18 protein-coding genes and 1 other annotated feature are annotated in these 21,058 nt (G+C 68.0%); of the genes, 11 read left to right on the top strand and 7 right to left on the bottom strand.

Annotated elements, in window-relative coordinates:
* Positions 1-183 precede the first annotated feature (183 nt).
* Both NA2_RS19395 and NA2_RS19400 read right to left on the bottom strand, forming a co-directional pair.
* Positions 184-1,920 (bottom strand): hydantoinase B/oxoprolinase family protein, encoded by a 1,737-nt coding sequence (locus tag NA2_RS19395; RefSeq protein ID WP_008598919.1) that lies wholly within the window; start codon positions 1,918-1,920, stop codon positions 184-186.
* Between the two features lie 241 nt (positions 1,921-2,161).
* On the bottom strand, positions 2,162-4,243 hold the full coding sequence (locus NA2_RS19400; RefSeq protein WP_008598920.1) for a hydantoinase/oxoprolinase family protein: 2,082 nt from the start codon (positions 4,241-4,243) through the stop codon (positions 2,162-2,164).
* A 230-nt stretch (positions 4,244-4,473) separates the two neighbouring features.
* Here NA2_RS19400 and NA2_RS19405 point away from each other — a divergent pair, with 230 nt between their 5' ends.
* The 11 genes from NA2_RS19405 to NA2_RS19455 all read left to right on the top strand — a co-directional run bounded on the left by NA2_RS19405 (position 4,474) and on the right by NA2_RS19455 (position 16,545).
* Entirely contained in the window at positions 4,474-5,301 is an 828-nt protein-coding gene (locus NA2_RS19405) for a ferredoxin--NADP reductase (protein ID WP_008598921.1), read from the top strand.
* Positions 5,302-5,879: 578 nt separating this feature from the next.
* Positions 5,880-6,212, top strand: coding sequence for an ArsR/SmtB family transcription factor (locus tag NA2_RS19410; RefSeq protein ID WP_008598922.1), 333 nt, complete (start codon positions 5,880-5,882; stop codon positions 6,210-6,212).
* A gap of 12 nt (positions 6,213-6,224) precedes the next feature.
* Positions 6,225-6,734 carry an arsenate reductase ArsC gene (locus tag NA2_RS19415; RefSeq protein WP_008598923.1) on the top strand — a complete coding sequence of 170 codons (510 nt, stop codon included), beginning with the start codon at positions 6,225-6,227 and terminating at the stop codon, positions 6,732-6,734.
* Between the two features lie 15 nt (positions 6,735-6,749).
* Positions 6,750-7,829, top strand: a complete 1,080-nt coding sequence (gene arsB, locus NA2_RS19420; protein WP_008598924.1) for an ACR3 family arsenite efflux transporter — start codon at positions 6,750-6,752, stop codon at positions 7,827-7,829.
* An 11-nt stretch (positions 7,830-7,840) separates the two neighbouring features.
* Entirely contained in the window at positions 7,841-8,239 is a 399-nt protein-coding gene (gene arsC / locus NA2_RS19425) for an arsenate reductase (glutaredoxin) (RefSeq protein WP_008598925.1), read from the top strand.
* A gap of 68 nt (positions 8,240-8,307) precedes the next feature.
* Positions 8,308-9,702: a DHA2 family efflux MFS transporter permease subunit gene (locus tag NA2_RS19430; protein WP_008598927.1), complete on the top strand. Its 1,395-nt coding sequence runs from the start codon at positions 8,308-8,310 to the stop codon at positions 9,700-9,702.
* 163 nt (positions 9,703-9,865) lie between these two features.
* On the top strand, positions 9,866-11,755 hold the full coding sequence (locus NA2_RS19435) for a DEAD/DEAH box helicase (RefSeq protein WP_008598929.1): 1,890 nt from the start codon (positions 9,866-9,868) through the stop codon (positions 11,753-11,755).
* A gap of 227 nt (positions 11,756-11,982) precedes the next feature.
* The gene (locus tag NA2_RS19440; RefSeq protein WP_008598930.1) at positions 11,983-12,744 is read left to right on the top strand and encodes an SDR family oxidoreductase; all 762 of its coding nucleotides are present in this window, start codon (positions 11,983-11,985) and stop codon (positions 12,742-12,744) included.
* Between the two features lie 74 nt (positions 12,745-12,818).
* Positions 12,819-12,874: a sequence feature (sul1 is cis-regulatory element that is thought to sense ions involved in sulfur or methionine metabolism; They are found in Alphaproteobacteria), on the top strand.
* A gap of 70 nt (positions 12,875-12,944) precedes the next feature.
* Positions 12,945-14,429, top strand: coding sequence for a SulP family inorganic anion transporter (locus NA2_RS19445; RefSeq protein WP_008598931.1), 1,485 nt, complete (start codon positions 12,945-12,947; stop codon positions 14,427-14,429).
* Positions 14,430-14,438: 9 nt separating this feature from the next.
* Positions 14,439-15,293: a universal stress protein gene (locus NA2_RS19450; protein ID WP_008598932.1), complete on the top strand. Its 855-nt coding sequence runs from the start codon at positions 14,439-14,441 to the stop codon at positions 15,291-15,293.
* Positions 15,294-15,378: 85 nt separating this feature from the next.
* A complete protein-coding gene (locus NA2_RS19455) occupies positions 15,379-16,545 on the top strand; it encodes a diphosphate--fructose-6-phosphate 1-phosphotransferase (RefSeq protein WP_008598933.1) in 1,167 nt (388 codons plus the stop codon).
* Positions 16,546-16,558: 13 nt separating this feature from the next.
* Here NA2_RS19455 and NA2_RS19460 read toward each other — a convergent pair whose 3' ends face one another.
* The 5 genes from NA2_RS19460 to NA2_RS19480 all read right to left on the bottom strand — a co-directional run bounded on the left by NA2_RS19460 (position 16,559) and on the right by NA2_RS19480 (position 21,051).
* Complete coding sequence (locus NA2_RS19460) at positions 16,559-18,124, bottom strand: serine hydrolase (RefSeq protein WP_008598934.1); 1,566 nt, start codon at positions 18,122-18,124, stop codon at positions 16,559-16,561.
* A gap of 122 nt (positions 18,125-18,246) precedes the next feature.
* Positions 18,247-18,762 carry an SRPBCC family protein gene (locus tag NA2_RS21335; protein ID WP_157188327.1) on the bottom strand — a complete coding sequence of 172 codons (516 nt, stop codon included), beginning with the start codon at positions 18,760-18,762 and terminating at the stop codon, positions 18,247-18,249.
* Between the two features lie 16 nt (positions 18,763-18,778).
* Positions 18,779-19,354 (bottom strand): dihydrofolate reductase family protein, encoded by a 576-nt coding sequence (locus NA2_RS19470; protein ID WP_040678698.1) that lies wholly within the window; start codon positions 19,352-19,354, stop codon positions 18,779-18,781.
* Between the two features lie 232 nt (positions 19,355-19,586).
* A complete protein-coding gene (locus tag NA2_RS19475; protein ID WP_008598937.1) occupies positions 19,587-20,036 on the bottom strand; it encodes a DUF305 domain-containing protein in 450 nt (149 codons plus the stop codon).
* Between the two features lie 133 nt (positions 20,037-20,169).
* Complete coding sequence (locus NA2_RS19480; RefSeq protein WP_008598938.1) at positions 20,170-21,051, bottom strand: LysR family transcriptional regulator; 882 nt, start codon at positions 21,049-21,051, stop codon at positions 20,170-20,172.
* Positions 21,052-21,058 lie beyond the last annotated feature (7 nt).

Raw genomic sequence — 21,058 nt, forward strand, 5'->3', positions numbered from 1 at the left:
AGCGCCGACGTCCGCCCCTCAACCCCCTGCCGGGACCTTCTCCCCGCGGGCGGGGAGAAGGAGGCCGGTGCGGCGGCGCCGCCATCTGGTTTGACCGGCGGCGGAAGAATGGAACACCGGCGTTTGCGTCCCCCTCTCCCCGCATGCGGGGAGAGGGTAAGGGTGAGGGGCGACCGCCAGCCCTCAGCCCTCGCGCCGCGCCTGCGTTGCCGCCGCGTCCACCCCGTCGGCGCCGAGCACGACGCCGAACAGCGCCTCCGCCTCCGCCGCCGTATAGTAGCCCAGCGCCACGTCGCGCAGCACTTTCTCCGGCGCGCGCCGGAACGGACCACCGTAGCCGCCGCCGCCCGGCGTGCCGACCGCCACGCGATCACCGGCCTTGAGCGGAATATCCTGCTCCTTTGAGAGATGCGGCGGCACATGCGCCTTGCCGTCGCGCCACACCGTCACTTCGTTGACCTTGCCGTCCGCGCCGCCGAGCACGCCCTGCGGGCCGGTGCGGCCGTGGTCCATGACGAAGGAGGCGCGCGCGTCGCCGCGCAGAAGCTCCACCTCGTAGGCGAGGCCGAAGCCGCCGCGATGCTCGCCGGCCCCGCCGGAACCCTCGCGCAGCGCGTAGCGCCGATAGAGCACGGGGAACGCCTGCTCCATCACCTCCACCGGCGGGGATTTCGAGATCCCGATGGTCGAGCAGCCATTGGTGAGGCCGTCATGGTCGGCGTTGCCGCCATAGCCGCCGCCGGAAATCTGGTACATGACGAAATCGCGGCCGCGCGCCGGGTCGTGCCCGCCGAGCGCGAAATTGCCGCTCGACCCGGCCGGCGCGGCGGTCACCTTTTCGGGCAGCGCCTTCACCATCGCCGCGAACACGGCCTCGGCGATGCGCTGCGAGACCTCCGCCGCGCAGCCCGAGACCGGGCGCGGATAGCGCGCATCGAGGAAGGTGCCTTCCGGCCGCCGGACGATCAGCGGCTCGAAGGCGCCTGCGCTGAGCGGCACCTCGGGAAAGATGTGCCGCATCGCCAGGTAGACGGAGGACAGCGTCGTGGCGAGCACGCTGTTCATCGGTCCCATGCAGGGCGGGCTGGAACCCGCGAAATCGAAGGTCAGCGTGTCGCCCTTCTTGTCGATGGCAAGCGCGATGGTCAGCGGCGCGTCCACCACGCCGTCGGAATCGACGAAGGCCTCGCCGCGATACACCCCGTCCGGGATCGGCGCGATCAGCGCGCGCATCTGCGTGGCGGCGCGGCTGCGCAGTTCGGCGATGGCCCGGCGCACCGTATCGTCGCCATAGCGGTCGAGCACCTGCGCCAGCCGTTCGGCTCCCACTTCCAGCGCCGCGCCCTGCGCGCGGATATCGCCGATGCGCTGGTCGGCGACGCGGATGTTCGAGGCGATGATTGCGTGGATTTCCGGGTCGAGCGCGCCCTTCTTGAAGAGCTTGACCGGCGGCAGCCGCAGGCCCTCCTGCTCGACCGCCGTCGCCGAGGCCGAGAAGCCGCCCGGCACCGCGCCGCCGATGTCCGGCCAATGGCCGGTGTTGGAGAGCCAGCAGAAGATCTTTCCGTCACGCCAGACGGGCATGGCGAACCGCACATCCATCAGATGCGTGCCGCCCAGATAGGGGTCGTTGACGATGTAGATGTCGCCGGGCTCGGGCGCCGCGGTGACGCCGGCGGCGATGCGCTCGATCAGCGTCCGCGTCGAATACTGCATCACGCCGACGAAGACCGGCAGGCCGGCCGACCCCTGGGCGATCAGCGCGCCGTCCTCGGCGGCGTAGATGCCGTCCGAGCGGTCGTTGGCCTCGGCGATGACCGGCGAGAAGGCGGCGCGGGAGAAGGTCAGGTCCATCTCGTCGCACACCTGCTGGAGTGCCGCCTGGATGACGGAGAGGGTGATGGCGTCGAGGGCGGTCATCGGGCGGGGTCTCCGATGGGACGGTGGAAGGGCGGTGCGGGAAGGACCCCTCTCTTGCGATTTCTAACACTTAGCCTTTGGCTAAGGTGTTGAAATCGCTTTCTCTCCCGCAAGGGGAGAGATGGAGCGCCTGTCGTCGATGCCGGCGTATCTCCCCCCTTGCGGGGGAGAAAGCAAATTCCCGGGCTTGGCGAAGCCAAGTTCTTGGAATTTGCAAGAGAGGGGTTCTCCACCAGCACCATCACACCCCCACCGAAATCACGATGTTCCCGTCCGCATCGGACACCGCCCGATCCCCCGGCTCGATGACCGTCGTGGTGTCGAGCTGTTCGAGGATCGCCGGTCCCTCGATCGCCGCGTCGAGCGGCAGTTTCTCGCGGGTGTAAACGGGCGTGTCGTGCCACGCCCCGGCGAACCAGACCCGCCGCGTCTCGCTCAGCGCCCCGCCGAGCGTCGCCACGCGCCCTGCCGGATCGATCAGGCTGGCGAGGTCGATGCCGGCGCGCGCACCGATCACCGATGTGTTCAGATTGACGAGACTGGCGCGGATTTCCGGCAGCCGGACCTTGAAGCGGGCGAAATAGGCCTCCTCGAACAGGCGTTGCATCGTGTCGCGGTCGATCTCCGGGCCGGGCAGGGGCACGTTGATCAGATGCGTCTGGCCGACGAACTGCATGTCCGCCGAATGCATGCATTCGATGCGCTCCGGCCGGACGGTCTCCTTGGCGATCAGCGCCTCGCCCTCGGCGCGCTGGGCGTCGAGTACGTCCCTGACCAGCGCGGTGTCGAGGCTCGCGACAGGCCGGTTCACCGTGCGCACGAAATCGTGCCGGAGATCGGCCACCACGCAGCCGAGCGCGTTGGTGATGCCGGGCCGCGCCGGCACCATGACGCGCGGAATGCCGAGTTCGCGGGCAAGGGCGGCCGCATGCAGCGGCCCGGCGCCGCCGAAGGCGAACAGCGCGAAATCGCGCGGGTCGTGGCCCTTGCCGAGCGAGACCATGCGGATCGCGCCGGCCATCTTGATGTTGGCGATCCGCAGCACCGCGCCGGCCGCCTCGACACCGGAAAGGCGCAAGGGGTTGCCGAGCATTTCTGAAAAGACCGCCTCCACATCGGCGACGGAGACGGGGTTGTCGACCGACAGCAGCTTCCGAGGGTTCAGCCGGCCGAGGAGGAGATTGGCGTCGGAGATGGTCGGTTCCGTGCCACCGCGGCCGTAGCAGATCGGGCCGGGTTGCGCGCCGGCGCTCTGCGGCCCGACTTCCAGAAGCCCGGCGTCGTTGACGCGGGCGATCGAGCCGCCGCCGGCGCCCACCGTGTGCACGTCGACCATCGGCACGTGGATCGGCATCGCGTACTCCACCTCGATCTCGTTGGAGACCGCCGGCCGCGCGCCGCGCACCAGCGCCACGTCCGTGGAGGTGCCGCCCATGTCGTAGGTGATGAGGTTGTCGATGCCGGCGCTGCGCCCGGTGTAAGCTGCCGCCATCACGCCGGAGGCCGGGCCGGACATCACGGTCTTCGCCGCCTCGCGCGCCACATGGGCGGCGGAGATCATGCCGCCATTGCCGTTCATCACGAGAAAGTCGCGGGCATAGCCGAGACCCTTCAGCTCGTTCGACAGCCGGGCGACATAGCGCTCCAGGATCGGCTGTACCGAGGCGTTGACGGCGGCGGTCACGCCGCGCTCGAACTCACGCGCTTCCGAGAGGAGGGCGTGTCCAGCGGTGATGTATTCGTTGGGCCACACTTCGGCGGCGATTTCCGCCGCGCGCTTCTCATGCGCCGGGTTCGCGTAGGCATGCAGGAAGTGGATCACCAGAGAAACGCAGCCGGCGTCGAGAAGGGTCCTAACCGCCGCGCGCACGCCGTCCTCGTCGAGCGGGGTCAGCACGTTGCCGGCGGCGTCCATGCGCTCGGCGACCTCCAGCCGCAGGTCGCGCGGGATGACCGGCGCGAACGTGCCGGTCATGCCATAGGCCTGCGGCCGGGTGCGGCGGCCCAGCTCGATGATGTCGCGGAAGCCGGCGGTGGTGATCATGCCCGTCCGGGCAAGCTGCCGTTCCAGCACGGCGTTGGTCGTCGTTGTCGTGCCGTGCACGATCAGGCCGATCGCGGATGCCGGCACGCCGGTCGAGCGGATGGCTTCGACGACGCCGAAAGCCTGGTTTTCGATGGTCGTCGGGGTCTTGGCGACGCGGACGCGCGCACCCATATCGGGGTCTGCCGGCGTGTCGATCAGGATCAGGTCCGTAAAGGTGCCGCCGACGTCGATGCCGGCGACGATGGAGCCCGAATTGATGCCATTTTTCTCATTCATGGGGTGAATCCGGAATGCGAAACCTTCTTTGGCCCGATGATATGAAATAGATGTCGGAATGCGCGAACCTTGACGTCAAATTCATTTGTATACTAATAAACTTGGCAAGCAAGAGCCCGGCAAGACCCCGATAAGACCCGGGCAAGAGCCTCCGTCGATCACGGCTTTGACGTTTGCAATCGCATCGAAAACCAGCATACAGATCTCCGACCGAGTGAGGGAAGTTATCCATGGACAGCGCTGCGCTGAGCGAGACCAAGACCGAGAAGGCCCCCGATTTCCCGACGCCCGCAGGCTGCTTTGCCGAGCGCGTGACGTCGGTCAAGCACTATACCGACCGGCTGTTCTCGTTCCGCATCACGCGGCCGCAGAGCTTCCGCTTCCGCTCGGGCGAATTCGTGATGATCGGCCTGCCGAACGCCGAGAAGCCGGTTTTCCGCGCCTATTCCATTGCCAGCCCGAGCTGGGACGAGGAGGTCGAGTTCTTCTCGATCAAGGTGCCGGACGGTCCGCTGACCCAGCATCTGCAGAAGATCCAGCCGGGCGACACCGTGCTGATGCGCCAGAAGTCGACGGGCACGCTGGTCAACGACGCGCTGACGCCGGCCAGGAACCTCTACATGATCTCCACCGGTACGGGCATCGCGCCCTTCGCCAGCCTGATCCGCGATCCGGAGACCTATGAGAAGTTCGAGAACATCATCCTGACGCACACCTGCCGCGACGTGGCCGAGCTTGACTACGGCACGGAGCTGGTGGCCTCGCTCAAGGACGATCCGCTGATCGGCGAGCTGGTCGAGGGCCGGCTCACGCATTTCACCTCGACGACGCGCGAGACCTCGCCCGTGATGGGCCGCATCACGACGCTGATCGAGAATGGCGGGCTGTTCAAGGCGCTCGGCACGGAGCCGTTCGACCGCGCCAAGGACCGCATCATGATCTGCGGCTCGATGGACATGCTGAAGGACGTCAAGGCGCTGGTGGAAAAGGCCGGCCTCGAGGAAGGCTCCAACGCCGAACCCGCCGACTTCGTCGTCGAACGCGCTTTCGTCGGCTGAGGCCATCGCCGCGAACGCAGGACACCGGCATCGCCACCGCGTCCTTCTCCCCGTGAACGGGGAGAAGGAGAGGCGCTTCCCGTTGCAGGATTCCACCAGGACACCGGCATGGCCACCCCGTCCTTCTCCCCGTTCACGGGGAGAAGGGCCGGCAGGCGGATGAGGGGCGGGCGCCAGCGCTTCTGTCTCCGCACCTGCCATCCGCGACCGATCCCATAACCCTCGGCGCTTGCCCCTCATCCGGCCCTTTGGGCCACCTTCTCCCCGCAGGAGGGGAGAAGGAGAGGCGCGTGCATCGTTCTGCGCCACGTTCCGGCATGGACCCCCAGGTCAAGCCGGGGATGACGAGCTGAGGACGGGTTCATGCCAATCGTCGACATTGGTGATCTGCGGTGTCTGTCGCGCCTTTCGTCATCCCCGGCTTGACCTGGGGATCCATGCCAGACCCGCGCCATTGCCGCAGCGGTGCCGGCGGCGCGCCTGTCGCAGGCCGCAACACCATCCCCCGCCCTTGACCGCGCAAGCCATTCATGGCAAAAGCACCTCATATATATCCATAAATCCGGAAATATAGAATCATGAACAAGCCTGCTGCCATCACGGCTCTCTCCGCCCTCGGGCAGGAGACGCGGCTCGACGTGTTTCGCCTGCTGGTACAGGCTGGCGCCGAGGGGCTGCCGGCGGGCGCCATCGCGGAGCGGCTCGGCGTCGTGCAGAACACCGCCTCGGCGCATCTCAAGCTGCTCGCGCAGGCGGGTCTCATCCGGTCCGAGCGCCAGGGGCGGGTCGTCCGCTACATGGCCGACATGACCGGCTTCCGCGACCTGCTCGCCTATCTGATGGAAGACTGCTGCAACGGAAATCCCGATCTCTGCCGTCCCGTCATCGAGGCGGTGGCGTGTCATTGCTAGGAGCGTGCCGCCATGAGCGACCAGCCCTTCAACGTTCTGTTCCTCTGCACCGGAAATTCCGCCCGCTCCATTCTCGCCGAGGCGATCCTCAACCGGGTCGGTGTTGGCCGCTTCAGGGCCTTTTCCGCAGGCTCCAACCCGAAGGGCGCGGTCCATCCCTACGCGCTCGATCTGCTCGAGCAGATGAACCATGACGTCTCCTTCGCCCGCTCCAAGGACTGGGCCGAGTTCGCCGAACCAGGCGCGCCGGAGATGAACTTCGTCTTCACGCTGTGCGACAGCGCGGCGACGGAAGCCTGTCCGGTCTGGCCGGGCCAGCCGATGACAGCCCACTGGGGCCTGCCCGACCCGGCGGCCGCCACCGGCACGGAGGCGGAAAAGCACCTCGCCTTCGCCGACGCCTATCGCATGCTCACCAACCGCCTCTCCGTCTTCACCGCCCTGCCGCTCGCCTCGCTCGACCGGCTGTCGCTGCAACGCCGGCTCGACGATATCGGCCGCCGGCTCCCCGAAGCCGGCTGAACCACAGGAAAGACCATGACCGAACACGTTCTGGACCGCGCCGCGCCGCCCGCCGGCGGCATCGGCTTCTTCGAGAAATACCTGTCCGTCTGGGTGGCGCTCAGCATCGTCGCGGGTGTCGCGCTGGGCAATCTGATGCCCGGCCTGTTCGGCTTCCTCGCTTCGCTGGAATATGCCTCGGTCAATCTGGTGGTCGCCGTGCTCATCTGGGCGATGGTGTTCCCGATGATGGTCAATGTCGACTTCGCCAGCCTCAGCCATATCGGCGACCGGCCGAAGGGCCTCGTCCTGACGCTCGCCGTCAACTGGCTGATCAAGCCCTTCACCATGGCGGCGCTCGGCGTGCTGTTCTTCGAGCATGTCTTCGCGCCGTGGATCGAGCCCGCCGACGCACAGCAGTACATCGCCGGCCTGATCCTGCTGGGCGCCGCGCCCTGCACGGCGATGGTCTTCGTGTGGAGCCAGCTCACCCGCGGCGACGCCACCTACACGCTGGTGCAGGTGTCGCTCAACGACGTGGTGATGATCTTCGCCTTCGCGCCCATCGTCGCCCTGCTGCTCGGCGTCACCGACATTGCGGTGCCGTGGGAGACGCTGCTTCTGGCGACGGGCCTCTATGTGGTCGTTCCGCTGGTCGCCGGGGCCCTCACCCGAAAATGGCTGACCGGCCGCGCCTCGGGCGCCGAGGCTGAAAAGGCCGTCGCACGCTTCACCGCGTCTCTGAAACCCGTCTCCGTGATCGGCCTCCTGGTCACCGTCGTGCTGCTGTTCGGCTTCCAGGGGCATGTCATCGTCGAGCGGCCCATCCTGATCGTGCTGATCGCCGTGCCGCTACTGATCCAGTCCTACGGCATCTTCTTCCTGACCTATTTCGCGGCCCGCATCTGGAAGGTGCCGTTCAACGTCGCCGCGCCCTGCGCCCTGATCGGCACGTCGAACTTCTTCGAGCTGGCGGTGGCCGTCGCCATCAGCCTGTTCGGCTTGAATTCCGGCGCCGCCCTTGCGACGGTGGTCGGCGTTCTGGTGGAGGTGCCGGTGATGTTGTCGCTGGTCGCCTTCGCCAACCGCACGAGAGACTGGTTTCCCCAAAGCTGAGCGAGAGACGAATGAGCGCCACGATCTATCACAACCCCAAATGCGGCACGTCGCGCAATGTGCTCGCCATGCTGCGCGCGGCCGGCGAGGAGCCGGTGGTGGTCGAGTATCTGAAGACGCCGCCGTCGCGCGAGAAACTGGTCTCGCTGATCGCCGCCATGGGTATCACGCCGCGCGATCTCCTGCGCCAGAAGGGCACGCCCCATGACGAGCTCGGCCTCGGCGATGCGAAATGGAGCGACGATCAGCTGATCGACTTCATGATCGAGCATCCGATCCTCATCAACCGCCCCGTCGTCGAAACCTCGCTGGGCACGAAGCTGTGCCGTCCGTCGGAGACGGTTCTGGAGATCCTGCCGGAAGGAGCGGTGAAATCCTTCACCAAGGAGGACGGCGAGGTGGTGAAGTAGGGACGGCGTCGGGCCGCGACAGGCTTACACGTTGACGGCGGCGGCGGCGCGGGCGAGGGTGCCGGCCCGTGAGCACGGATCGAAAAACGCCGCCGCCGCCGATCCCCGCGCGGATCTGGAAGATCGCCGCCGTCACCGGCGCCGGCGCGTTCATGGCGATGCTCGATTCGACCGTCGTCAATCTGGCGCTTGAGACCATCCGCGCCGATTTCGGCGCCAGCCTGTCCCTGATCCAGTGGATCGCCACCGTCTATCTGATCGCGCTCGCCATCTCGCTGCCGGCTGCCGCCTTCCTCGGCAACCGCTTCGGCTATGGCCGGCTGTGGGCCGGCAGCCTGGCGGGCTTCGTGGCGGCGTCGGTCCTGTGCGCCGTCGCGCCCGGGCCGCTGAGCCTGATCGGGGCGCGCTTCCTGCAGGGGCTGGCCGGCGGCCTGATGGTGCCGGCGGGGCAGGCGGTCATCGGCGCAGCCGCCGGGCCCAAGCAGCTCGGCCGCATCATGGGCGCGCTCGGTCTCGTGGTGGCGCTCGGTCCCGCCATCGGCCCGGCGCTCGGCGGCCTGCTGCTCGATCATGCGTCCTGGCGCTGGCTGTTCTGGATCAACGTGCCGGTCGGCGTCGCCGCGCTCATCCTGGCGCGCGGCCTGGTGCCGGGCGGCGAGCGGGACGACACGCGCCGGCTCGATGTCCGGGGGCTGTTCCTGCTCGGCGCGGGGCTGCCGCTGCTGCTCTATGGCGCGACCGAAATCGGCGCGGAAGGCGCCGGGGCGCGAAACCTTCTCGTCGTCGCGGCGGGCCTCCTGCTCGCCGCCGGCTTCGTGCTCGGCGCCCGGCGGTCGCAGCAGCCGCTCATCGATCTCGGCCTGCTGCGCCGTCCCGTCTTCGCCACCGCGACGGCCATCACGGGCCTGACCGGCATCAACATGTATGGCGGGCTTCTGCTCCTGCCGCTCTATCTGCAGGTGGTCGCCGGGCGCGACACGGTGGAGACAGGCTTCCTGCTGCTCGCCATGGGGCTGGGCAGCGCCCTGGCGCTGCCGGTCGGCGGAATGCTGACGGACCGGTTCGGCGCGGGCCGGGTGAGCTTCGCCGGCGTGCTGGCGCTGCTTGTCAGCACCGTGCCGTTTCTCCTGCCGTCGCCCCCGGCGGCGGCGCTCCTGGCGCCGGTCCTCGTCCTGCGCGGCGTCGGCATGGCGCTCGGCCAGATGCCGGCGATGTCGGCGGCCTATGCGGCGGCGCGCAAGTCGGAAATGGGCGATGCGGCGACGCTGGTCAACATCGTCCAGCGGCTCGGCGGGGCGATCGGCGCGGTCGGCGTCGTCGTGGTTCTGGCGCAGGGGCACGACGCGGCCGGCTATGTCTGGGCTTTCGCCCTCCTGGCCGCCGTCTCCGCGCTGACCATGGTGCTGGCGATGGCGCTCACGCGACGGGCGCGCATGGCCGAACGCGAGCCCGCGGCAGGCTGAGCTCCGCCGCCGCCGCAACGCTGCCATGCGTCAAATCCTGTCTTTGCTTCTGTACATTCGGCTGCGGCCCGCGTAGTTACGGCGCAAAGCGTCGGCGGGAAGCCTCGCCGCGCGCCCACGAAATGACCGGCGGGCGCGCCACACCGTTTCCGAAAGAAGATTGATGACAGAGTACGAAGGCATAGTTCCGGCGCTCGGCCGGGCGTTGGACAAACGCGGCTACAGCGCGCTGACCCAGGTGCAGAGGGCGGTTCTCGAGCTGGAGCCGAAGGGGGCGGACGCCCTCGTCTCGGCGCAGACCGGCTCGGGCAAGACCGTCGCCTTCGGCCTGGCGCTGGCCCCCAGCCTGCTCGGCGGCGAGGAGCGCTTCGGCCCGGCGGCCGCGCCGCTCGGCCTGGCCGTGGCACCGACGCGCGAACTGGCGCTGCAGGTCAAGCGCGAGCTGGACTGGCTCTATGCGGAGACGGGGGCTGTGGTCGCCTCCTGCGTCGGCGGCATGGACATCCGCACGGAGCGCCGCGCGCTCGAACGCGGCGCGCACATCGTCGTCGGCACGCCCGGCCGCCTGTGCGACCATATCCGCCGCCATGCGCTCGACATGGGCGACCTGCGCGCCGTCGTGCTCGACGAGGCGGACGAGATGCTCGATCTCGGCTTCCGCGAGGATCTGGAGTTCATCCTCGACGCGGCGCCCGCCGAGCGGCGCACGCTGATGTTCTCGGCCACGGTCTCGCGCACCATCGCCAACCTGGCGAAAAACTATCAGCGCGACGCCGTGCGCATCACGACCGCCGCCGAGCAGAAGCAGCATGGCGACATCGATTATCGCGGCTTCCTGGTCGCGGCGCAGGAGCGCGAGAACGCCATCATCAACGTGCTGCGCTATTACGAGGCGAAGAACGCGCTGGTGTTCTGCAACACGCGCGCCACGGTCAACCACATGACGGCGCGCTTCAACAATCGCGGTTTCTCCGTCGTCGCCCTGTCGGGCGAGCTCAGCCAGAACGAGCGCACGCATGCGCTGCAGGCGATGCGCGACGGGCGGGCGCGGGTCTGTGTCGCCACCGACGTGGCGGCGCGCGGCATCGATTTGCCGAACCTGGAACTGGTGGTCCACGCCGACCTGCCGACCAATGCCGAGACGCTGCTGCACCGCTCCGGCCGCACCGGCCGGGCGGGGCGCAAGGGCGTCAGCGCGCTGATCGTGCCGCAGAACGGCCGCCGCCGCGCCGAACGCCTGCTGCGCGACGCCAAGGTGCGGGTCGAATGGGGCAATCCGCCCTCCGCCGAGGCGGTGCTCCTGCGCGACGACGAGCGGCTGCTCGCCGATCCCAATCTCGGCGAGAAGGTGCATGAGGACGAAATCGATTTCGTTCGCCGGCTTCTCGGGGAATACGGAGCCGAGCAGGTGGCGGCGGCCTTCGTCCGCCTGCATCGCGGCAGGCTTTCGGCGCCCGAGGATCTGTCGGAGGTGGCCATCGAGGAGACCGGCGGGCGCGAGGAGCGCAAGCCGCGCCGCGAGGATTTTGCGGAAAGCGTCTGGTTCTCCCTTTCGGTCGGCCGCAGGCAGAATGCCGAGCCGCGCTGGCTCATCCCGCTCATGTGCCGCGCCGGCGACATCAGCAAGCGTGAGATCGGCTCGATCAGGATGCAGCAGGAGGAAACCTTCGTCGAGCTGGATGCGGCCAGCGCCGACCGGTTCGTCATGGCGATCGGTCCGCACGCCACGCTGGAGAACGGCATCCGTGCCACGCGTCTCGACGGCGCGCCCGATCTCGCGCCGTCGCGCCCTTATGCCAAGCCGCATGGCGGCAAGCCTTTCCGCCGTGACGACCGGCTGGGCGGCTATGACAAGCCGGCGGGCAAGCGCAAGTTCGCCGACAAGCCCCATGGCAAGGCAGGCGCCTCCCGCGACGGCGATGCGCCATCCGCGAAGCCGTGGGCGAAGGATGCCAAGCCCTGGGCGAAGAAGGACAAGAAAGCGGGCAAGCCCAAATTCGCCAAGCCGGCAGGCGCGGGTAAGAAGAAGCCGGCGCGCAAGCCGAAGGACTGACCCGCGCGCGCCGCCCTGCGTCAGGCGGTGCGGCTCTCCTGCGCCAATCGAAAGCGCCGGGTGGCTGCTTCTAAAGCGTTTTGCAGTCAGGTGGGGTCACCTGACGTCCGCATAAACGCGTAAAAACAAGGGAATAGACCCACTCCGCGTTTCAGTGAAACGTTGAACGGGTCGAAGCCCTGGCCGATGATGGATGCTGCCGCCGGTTGCCGACAGGGAGAAGCGCGATGGACGGACTTGCGGACAAGGTGGTGGTGGTCACCGGCGCCGGGCGCGGCCTTGGCGCGGCGTTCGCGCTGGCGTTCGCCGAGGCCGGATGCCGGCTCATCCTGTGCGGCAGGCGCATGGCGGACCTCGAGGCGGTGGCTCGCGCCGCGGCCCCGCTCGGCAAGCACGACCCGGAGCTGGTCATGCTCGATCTGGCCGATGCGTCCAGCGTGCGCGATGCCGTCAAGCGGATCGAGGCCCTGACGCCGCATGTCGATATCCTCGTCAACAACGGCGCGATGTGGCTCGAGGCCAGCGCGGAACCCTATGACGACGCGGCGGTTCTCGGGGTGATCAATGCCGCCGTGACCGGCACCTTCCTCCTGACCCAGGGTCTTCGTCCCCTGCTGAACGCTTCGACCACGCCGGATGTGGTGACCATCGGTTCGATCAGCGGCCTGACGAATGCGGTCCTTCAATCAGTGTCCGTGCCGTTCTACGCGGCCAAGCGGGCGCAGGTGGCGCTGGCCGACGGCTTTGCCCAGACCTTCGCCGGCACGGCGATCCGCTCGATCCTCGTCAATCCTCCCTATCTGGACGATGTCCGGCCGGACCAGCCCGATTGGCAGGCGGCCGGGCACCGGCGGAAGGGAGAGGGCGGCACGAACCGGGACGTGGTCGAAGCCGTGGTCTTCGCGGTCACGCGGCCGCGCAGCGTCTCGCTGACCATCGACATCGGTTCCGATGATGGCGGCTTGTTCCCCTATCCACCCGCCGGTTGAGCCGCGTGGCCGGAGAGGCCGGCGCGCGCATGTTGCACCGCGGTGCGAAATCGGGTTACACAGCGCGCATCCATCCTGGACCCGGTGAAAATCCGGGTGGCTCCGCCGGCCGCTGATCCGCCGGTCAATCCTTCTGCATCCTGCCTTGCCCGCCGGCCCGATGATCTCGAGCGGTGGGAAAGCCATGTTTCCGGACGGTCATGTTCTCACTTTCCCACTATCGCGACCAATGGTTCGGCAATGTCCGCGCCGATCTCCTGTCGGGCCTCGTCGTCGCCCTGGCGCTCATTCCCGAAGCCATTGCCTTTTCCATCATCGCCGGCGTCGATCCGAAGGTCGGGCTCTACGCCTCCTTCTCCATCGCCGTCATCACGGCCATCGCCGGCGGCCGGCCGGGCATGATCTCCGCCGCCACCGCCGCCACGGCGGTGCTGATGGTGACGCTGGTGAAGGAGCACGGCCTGCAATATCTGCTGGCCGCCACCGTGCTTGCCGGCCTCCTGCAGATCGGCGCCGGCCTTCTGCGGCTCGGCCATCTCATGCGCTTCGTTTCGCGCTCGGTGATGACCGGCTTCGTCAACGCGCTGGCGATCCTGATCTTCATGGCGCAGCTGCCGGAGCTGATCGGCGTGCCGAACCTCACCTATGTCATGGTCGCCGCCGGGCTTGCCATCATCTACCTGTTCCCGCGCCTGACGAAGGCCGTGCCGTCGCCGCTCATCTGCATCATCGTGCTGACGGCGGTGTCCATCGGCTTCGGCCTCGACGTGCGCACGGTCGGCGACATGGGCGAACTGCCCTCCACCTTCCCGGTGTTCCTCATCCCGGACATTCCGCTCGATCTGGAGACGCTCAGGATCATCCTGCCCTATTCGGCGGCGGTGGCGGCGGTCGGCCTGCTGGAATCGCTGATGACGGCCTCCCTGGTCGACGAACTGACCGACACGAAGAGCGACAAGAACCGGGAATGCATCGGTCAGGGCCTCGCCAATACGGCGACCGGCTTCATCGGCGGCATGGCGGGCTGCGCCATGATCGGCCAGTCGATGATCAATGTGAAATCCGGCGGGCGGGGGCGGCTTTCCTGCTTTGTCGCCGGCGTCTTTCTCCTGTTCATGATCGTGCTTCTGGGCGACTGGGTGCGCCAGATCCCCATGCCGGCGCTCGTCGCCATCATGATCATGGTGTCCATCGGCACCTTCTCCTGGTCGTCGATCAGAAGCCTGCGCGAGCATCCGCTGTCGTCCTCCGTGGTGATGGTGGCGACGGTGGTCTGCGTGGTCTTTACCCACAATCTCGCCATCGGCGTCCTGGTCGGCGTCCTGCTCTCCGGCATCTTCTTCGCCGGCAAGATCGCGCAGATCTTCCGTGTCACCTCGACCCTTTCGGAGGATGGCCGCAAGCGCACCTACCGCGTCGAGGGCCAGCTTTTCTTCGCCTCGGTCGAGGACTTCAACACGGCATTCGACTTCCATGAAGCGCTCGACCGGGTGGTCATCGACGTTTCGCGCGCGCATATCTGGGACATCTCCAGCGTCGGCGCGCTTGACATGATCGTGCTGAAGTTCCGCCGCGACGGGGCCGAGGTGGAGATCATCGGCATGAACGAGGCGAGCGAGACCATCGTCGACAGGCTCGGCATTCACGACAAGCCGGGCGCGCTCGAGAAGCTGATGGGGCATTAGGGGAAAAAGATGTCAAAGATCACCGCATTCATCGATGGTTCCGTCTATTCGCAGAGCGTGTGCCAGCATGCGGCCTGGATCGCGGGCAGGCTCGATGCCTCCGTCGAGCTTCTCCATGTGCTCGGCCGTCGCGAGACAGGCAGCGTGCCATCCGATCTTTCGGGCAGCATCGCGCTCGGCGCCCGGTCGGCGCTCCTGAAGGAACTCGCCGATCTCGACGAGAGCCGCGCCCGCCTCGCCATGAAGCGCGGCCGCGCCATCCTGGAGGACGGTGAGGCTGCCGTGCGGGCGGCCGGCGTCGCGGCGGTCTCGGGCCGCCTGCGCCACGGCGACGTGGTCGAGACGGTCGCCGAGGTGGAGCCTGATTCCGACCTCCTGGTGATCGGCAAGCGCGGCGAGGCGGCGGATTTCGCAAAGCTGCATCTGGGGTCCAATCTGGAGCGCGTCGTGCGCGCCAGCCGCAAGCCGGTCTTCGTCGCCGCCCGCGCCTTCAGGCCCGTCGAGAAGGTGCTCGTCGCGTTCGATGGTGGGCCAAGCAGCATGAAGGCGGTCGACGCCATGTTCCGCTCGCCCCTGTTTGCCGGTCTCGCCGTCACGCTGCTGACGGTCGGGGCGGACGGCACCGAGGCGCGCAACCGGCTTGCCGGCGCCGAGGCCATGCTGCGCGGCAGCGGCATCGACGCGCGGAGCGAGATCGCGCCGGGCCATCCCGAAACTGTCATCGCCGAGCGCGTCGAGAACGAGGGTTTCGGGCTTCTGGTGATGGGCGCTTACGGCCACACGCGCATGCGCAATCTAATCATCGGCTCGACGACGACCGAGATGCTGCGCTCCTGCAAGATTCCGGTGATGCTGTTCCGCTAGATTTTCCGGGCAGCGTCGGCTCTTTTCAGCGCCGCGTCTGCCGTGCCATGAATGACAGACACCATCGCAAGGAAAGGCGCGAGCCATGGCCGAAACCTTCGTCATCGCCCAGGGCGGCGGTCCCACCGCCGTCATCAACCAGACCGTCGTCGGCGCGACGCTCGAGGCCATGAAACGCTATCCCGGCTGCCGGGTGCTCGGCGCGCTGCACGGCGTGCGCGGCATTCGCGACGGGCGTTTCGTCACCCTGTCCGATCTCACCGAGACCGAGCTTCGGCGCATCGCCGCCACGCCAGGCGCAGCACTCGGCTCGACCCGCGACAAGCCGGACGCGGCCTATTGCGAGAAGATCATGAAGGGCTTGAGGGCTGTCGGCGCCGACGCCTTCGTCAACATCGGCGGCAACGACACCTCCGGCACGCAGGCCATCCTGCGCGATGCGTCGGGCGGCGGCATGACCTTCATGCACGCGCCGAAGACCATCGACAACGACCTGATGGAGAACGACCACACGCCGGGCTTCATCTCGGCGGGTGAGATGGTGGCCGGCGCGTTCCTTAGCGTCGATCTCGATTTCCGCGCCCTGCCGGGCGTCTATGTCGGCATCGTCATGGGCCGGCATGCGGGGTTCCTGACCGCCGCGGCCGCCGCCTGGAGGCTCGACGAGGAGAGCGGCCCGCATCTCGTCTATGTGCCGGAGCGGGCCTTCGAGCGCGCCCGCTTCATCGAGGACGTGAAGGCCACGCTGGCGCGGCACGGGCGCTGCCTTGTCGCCATGTCGGAGGGCGTGTCCGATGCCGAGGGCCGTTCGCTGGTCGAGACGCTGGTGCCGGCCGAGATGCAGGAGCGCGACGCGCATGGCAACATCAAGCTTTCCGGCACCGATCTCGGCCAGGCCATCGAGCGCATCCTGGCGGAGGATCTTGCGGGGCAACGGGCGCGCGTCGACACGTTCGGCTATCTGCCGCGCGGCAACATCGCCACGATCAGCGAGACCGATGCCCGCGAGGCTTTCGATGCCGGCGCCTTCGCGGTTGCCTCAGTGGAGAAGGGCGACGGCTCCGTCGCGTTGCAGTTCGATGGCGGGCAGACCGTCTGCCGGCTGGTCGAGCTGGACGCGGTGGCCGGCAAGACGCGGCACATGCCGGACGATTATTTGCTGGCCGGCGAGAACCGTCTCTCCGCCGCGGGGCTGGCCTATCTGGACCGGCTCCTGCCGCGCCGCTATGACCCGGCGAAGCCGTTCGTGTAGCGGAAGCCCGCAACTAGCGCCGGACGAACGTGCCGTCCTGCTCCTGGTCAAAGTACTCCACCGTGACGCGGCCTGGCGCGGCTTCCTTTTCGAACGCGAACAGAACCGACGAGATGGAGCCTTCCGTCGCGTTCTCGTTGCTCGGCCGGAAGACGAACTCGTCGCCGTCCCAGTGCTCCAGGGCGAACGCGCTTGTCGCGCCCGCCACCTTCATGACCAGTGCGCCGCCGGTCTCCTCGACCAGCAAATCGCCGTAATAGGCATTGGCGAAAGTGCCGGCATAGTCGGCGAGCGGTCTTGAAGGCCGGGGATCGGCGGGCGGCGCCTTGCCGACATACCGGCCGAAGGGCGCCAGCAGCGGCTTCATCAGCGCGCCGTACATGGTCAGCCAGTCGCGGCGGACATTTCCATACTGCACCAGGTCGGCGAAGCTCATGCCGATGGCCTCGACGGCGCCGATCGGCGCGGCGTTGCTCAGGATCACGATGCCGATGTCGGCCGAGGGGATCATCACCACATTGGTGGCCGCGCCGAGGGCGAAGGCGCCCGAATGGCTGAGCATCACCCGGCCGGCCGGCGAGGTGCCGACGCCGAACCCGTATCCGTAGAAGCTGGCGCGCGCGTCCGCCGCGTAGGGCCTGCCCGAGACCGATTGCGGGCCGATGGCCGCGAGCAGCGCGTCTTCCTCGATCAGGCGGCGGCCTTCATAGGCGCCCATGCCGAGGATGAGGCGCATCCATTTCGCCATGTCCGCGACGCTGGCGCTGACGCCGCCGGCCGGCGACTGGGCGTCCGGCTTGCGCTGGTAGAGCGCCCGCCATGCGCCGTCGGAGCGCACATGCCCGTGGACGCGGTTGTCGCGCGCCAGAAAATCCTCCAGCCGCGACGAGGCGCTGGTCATGCCGAGCGGCCCGTAGAGCGCGTCCCCGCTGAGCGTCGCCCAGTCCTTGCCGGCGACGGCGGCCACCGCTTCCGCAGCCGCCGTGAGGCCGAAATTCGTATAGGCATAGTGCGTGCGGAAGCCATCGAGCCTGGAATGACGCAGGCGCTCGAGAATCACTCGCTGCGGGAAGCCCAGATCCTCCAGGTCGTCGCCGGCATGGTCCGGCAAGCCCGAGCGATGGGCGTAAAGATCGCCGATGGTCAGCATCGCCGTGGCGTTCGGGTCGGCGAGCGTGAACCAGGGCATGACGTCCTTCATCGGCGTGTCCCAGCCGATGCCGCCTTCGCCCACCTGCTGCGCCACCACCGTCGCGCCGACCGGCTTCGACAGCGAGGCGAGCTGGAAGACCGTGTCCGCGTCGACCGCGGCCGTCTCGCCCGCCCTTCGCACGCCATAGCCCTTCTGCAGAAGCACGGCGTCCCGGCTCACCACCGCGACGGCGATGCCGGGAATGCCCGTCTCCCGCATGACGCGTTCGACGATGGCATCGACCTCGGCCACGGCCTTGTCGATCTGCCCGTCCGGAATGGCGATGCCCGCGGTTTGCGGCGGGGGCGGCAGGTCGGGGAAATGCTGGGCGGCGGCGGGCGCCGCGAAGCCCAGAGCGGCCAGCAGAAAGAGGATGCGGTGCGGCATGAGGTGGCCTCCGGCGATCGTGCGTTCGGTCCTTTGTCGGCCAAAGACCCTAACGAAGCACGAATCGCCGGCCGGAAAGGTCGCCGCCGCTTCCTCCCGCTCATCCCGTGAGAGCGGTTTCCTCAGCTCCGCTCGGCGAGCGCCTTGATGCCTTCGAGCCAGCTGCGGATGCGCGAGCGGAGCTCGTCGTCGTCGATCTGCGGCGCGACCGTCGGCGCCCACAGCGATTCCCGGCAGAGGATGCGCGTGCCGCCGGCGCCGTCCGGTTCGAACCGGTATTCATGGGCCATCACCAGCCCGGGCAGGGAGGTGGTCCAGGTGAGCTTCCGGCCCGGCTCGACGACGCCGAACTTCGACGTCAGGCGCACGCCCGAGGTCGACCAGGTGAAGACGGCGTCGGGCGACGCCTCGGGGTCTCCCGCAACGTCGCCTATGTCGGAGCGGATCGACGGCCAGTTCCGCACGTCGCTCAGCACCGACCAGACCTTGGCGGGCGGCGCGGCGATGGTGATCTCGCCGCTCGCCTGGACGGGCGCCGAGGGATCGACGCTGCCGTTGCGGACATGGCGCTGGTGCACGGCGTCGCGGCCGGGATCGACCGGCGGCGCCTCGTCGGCAACGGCGGGGGCGACGCTCATCATCAGGGCCAGCAGGCTAATTCTTGTTCGTTTCATAGCGCAGCAGCACGATCCCGTCGTTGAACGTCCGGCATTCGGCGAGGCCGAGCATGGTCGCCGTTCCATCCGGGAAAAGCCGGATGCCGCGACCGAGGACCGTCGGGTAGACCATCAGCCGGAACTCGTCGATCAGCCCGTGCGGCATCAGCGCGTGGACCACCGATGCGCTGCCGAAGATCAGGATGTCGCCGTCCTGCTTCTCCTTCAGATCGCGGGTCGCGTCCGCCAGATCGCCCGACAGCAGCGACGTGTTGTTCCATTCGGGCTTGCCGATGGTCGTCGAGGCCAGATATTTCGGCAGGCTGTTCATCCGGCGCGCATAGCCCGCCTCGTCGTCGACGGTGGGCCAGACGGCAGCGAAGCCGTCATAGGTCTTGCGGCCGTAGATCATGGCCTGGGCGCTCATCAGCTCCTCGTGCTTGAAGGCGTCGCCCTCCGGGCCGCGCGTGAAGGGGCCGGTCCAGTCGCCGAGCCCCGAATCCTCCATGCCGACGGGATCCTCGATGACGCCGTCGAGGGACATGTATTGCGTGACGATGATCTTTCCGGACATGGGAACCTTTCCGCACGGCTTGCCGCCGGGCTGAGCGAGATTGAACATCAGCGGGTCCGCTGTCTCTGCAAGACGGTCGAGGCCGCTTCCGTCCGACAGGCGAGTTGCGATCCTCGACGTCTTTTCCGGAGATCCACCGACCGCGCATGACGGCGGGCGGAGCCTGATGCATGCGGCGGCGGCAGGCAATTACCAGCAGGGTAGTGGCGGGAGCGCGCCCGGTTGGGGGTGGTCAGTCCTGCTGCTCCAGCTCGTCGATCAGCGCCTTCATCTCGGCGATCTCGCGCTCCTGCGCGGCCACGATCCCGTCGGCGAGCTCTCGCACGCGCGGATCGGAGATCGCCGCCCGCCTGCTGGTCATGATCGCGATCGAGTGATGCGGGATCATCGCTTTCATGTAGTCGACCTCATCCACGGTCGCCTGGCTGCGCACCAGCCACAGGGCGGTCGCGAAGACCAGAGCGGAGGCGGCGAGGATAAGGGCGTTGAGCGCCGGCCGCCGGTACATGCTCCACATGAAGCCAAGCATGACGGCGGCCATGGCCGCGCCCATGAAGAACGCCATCCAGGCGCGCGTTTCGCTCCAGAAGACGTGGTCGAGCGCGTAGGTGTTCAAATACATCAGGCCGAACATCACGACCGTGGAGGTCGCGATCATCGCCGCGAAGCGCCAGTAGGACATCGGCTGGTTCTCCGGTTTCTGACGGGCTTTGCTTTCCGGAGGCTAATCCTTCTCGGGACGTATGGTTCCGGGTAGGTAGCCGCGTGGTGAAGCGTTCCGCCGTCGGTGCCGAGGCCGGCAAGGCGAATGACGCTCAGGCGAAGACCGGCCGCTCCCGCTCCACCAGCTCGCCGATGAAGGCGGCGGCGGCCTGTATGCGCTGCACGGGGCGCATCGATTCGTGATAGACGAGCCAGTAGCTGCGGCGGATCGGACCGGCCCATTCGAGCCGCACCAGATCGTCATGGGCGCGCGCGATGAATGTGTGCAGGATGCCGATCCCCGCTCCGGCGCGCACCGCCTCGGTCTGGCCCATGGCGGAGGAGACCGCGAAATCCGTGCGCCAATGCTCGGAGATCTCCATGGCGTAGTCGAGCGTCGGGCTGAAGATCAGGTCGGGCACGTAGCCGATCAGGCGATGGCGCGACAGTTCCCGGGCGTCCGCCGGCAGGCCGTGCTCGGCGGCGTAGGCGCGGGAGGCGTAGAGGTTCAGCGTGTAATCGACCAGCTTGGCGGCGACGAGCCGGCCCTCGGTCGGCCGGTCGACGGTGATCGCGATGTCGGCCTCGCGCCGCGACAGGGAAAAGGAACGCGGCACGGGAACGAGCTGCACGGCAAGGCCGGGGTGGCGCAGAGTCAGTCCGCCCAGGCGCGACGCCAGGAAGGCGACGCCGAAACCGTCCGGCGCGCCGATGCGCACCGTGCCGGTCACGTCCTCGCTCTCGCCGGCGATCTCGGCGCGGGCGGTGATCATGTCGGCTTCCATGCGCTCGGCGGTGGCGAGAAGCTGTTCGCCGGCGGCCGTCAGCTCGCTGCCCGTGGTGAGGCGATGAAAGAGCTTGGCGCCGATGGCCGTCTCCAGTGCGGCGATCCTGCGCGAGACCGTCGCGTGATTGAGCTCCAGCCGCTTGGCGGCCCCCAGAATCTGCCCAGCGCGCGCCACGGCAAGAAACACCCGCACATCGTCCCAGTTCATCCCCACT

The organism is Nitratireductor pacificus pht-3B, assembly GCF_000300335.1.
Lineage (GTDB): Bacteria > Pseudomonadota > Alphaproteobacteria > Rhizobiales > Rhizobiaceae > Nitratireductor > Nitratireductor pacificus.

Bases quoted from the DNA above. Each gene is read 5' to 3' on its own strand.
- NA2_RS19395 (WP_008598919.1), bottom strand. From the start codon at position 1,920: ATGACCGCCCTCGACGCCATCACCCTCTCCGTCATCCAGGCGGCACTC.
- NA2_RS19400 (WP_008598920.1), bottom strand. From the start codon at position 4,243: ATGAATGAGAAAAATGGCATCAATTCGGGCTCCATCGTCGCCGGCATC.
- NA2_RS19405 (WP_008598921.1), top strand. From the start codon at position 4,474: ATGGACAGCGCTGCGCTGAGCGAGACCAAGACCGAGAAGGCCCCCGAT.
- NA2_RS19410 (WP_008598922.1), top strand. From the start codon at position 5,880: ATGAACAAGCCTGCTGCCATCACGGCTCTCTCCGCCCTCGGGCAGGAG.
- NA2_RS19415 (WP_008598923.1), top strand. From the start codon at position 6,225: ATGAGCGACCAGCCCTTCAACGTTCTGTTCCTCTGCACCGGAAATTCC.
- arsB (WP_008598924.1), top strand. From the start codon at position 6,750: ATGACCGAACACGTTCTGGACCGCGCCGCGCCGCCCGCCGGCGGCATC.
- arsC (WP_008598925.1), top strand. From the start codon at position 7,841: ATGAGCGCCACGATCTATCACAACCCCAAATGCGGCACGTCGCGCAAT.
- NA2_RS19435 (WP_008598929.1), top strand. From the start codon at position 9,866: ATGACAGAGTACGAAGGCATAGTTCCGGCGCTCGGCCGGGCGTTGGAC.
- NA2_RS19440 (WP_008598930.1), top strand. From the start codon at position 11,983: ATGGACGGACTTGCGGACAAGGTGGTGGTGGTCACCGGCGCCGGGCGC.
- NA2_RS19445 (WP_008598931.1), top strand. From the start codon at position 12,945: ATGTTCTCACTTTCCCACTATCGCGACCAATGGTTCGGCAATGTCCGC.
- NA2_RS19450 (WP_008598932.1), top strand. From the start codon at position 14,439: ATGTCAAAGATCACCGCATTCATCGATGGTTCCGTCTATTCGCAGAGC.
- NA2_RS19455 (WP_008598933.1), top strand. From the start codon at position 15,379: ATGGCCGAAACCTTCGTCATCGCCCAGGGCGGCGGTCCCACCGCCGTC.
- NA2_RS19460 (WP_008598934.1), bottom strand. From the start codon at position 18,124: ATGCCGCACCGCATCCTCTTTCTGCTGGCCGCTCTGGGCTTCGCGGCG.
- NA2_RS21335 (WP_157188327.1), bottom strand. From the start codon at position 18,762: ATGAGCGTCGCCCCCGCCGTTGCCGACGAGGCGCCGCCGGTCGATCCC.
- NA2_RS19470 (WP_040678698.1), bottom strand. From the start codon at position 19,354: ATGTCCGGAAAGATCATCGTCACGCAATACATGTCCCTCGACGGCGTC.
- NA2_RS19475 (WP_008598937.1), bottom strand. From the start codon at position 20,036: ATGTCCTACTGGCGCTTCGCGGCGATGATCGCGACCTCCACGGTCGTG.
- NA2_RS19480 (WP_008598938.1), bottom strand. From the start codon at position 21,051: ATGAACTGGGACGATGTGCGGGTGTTTCTTGCCGTGGCGCGCGCTGGG.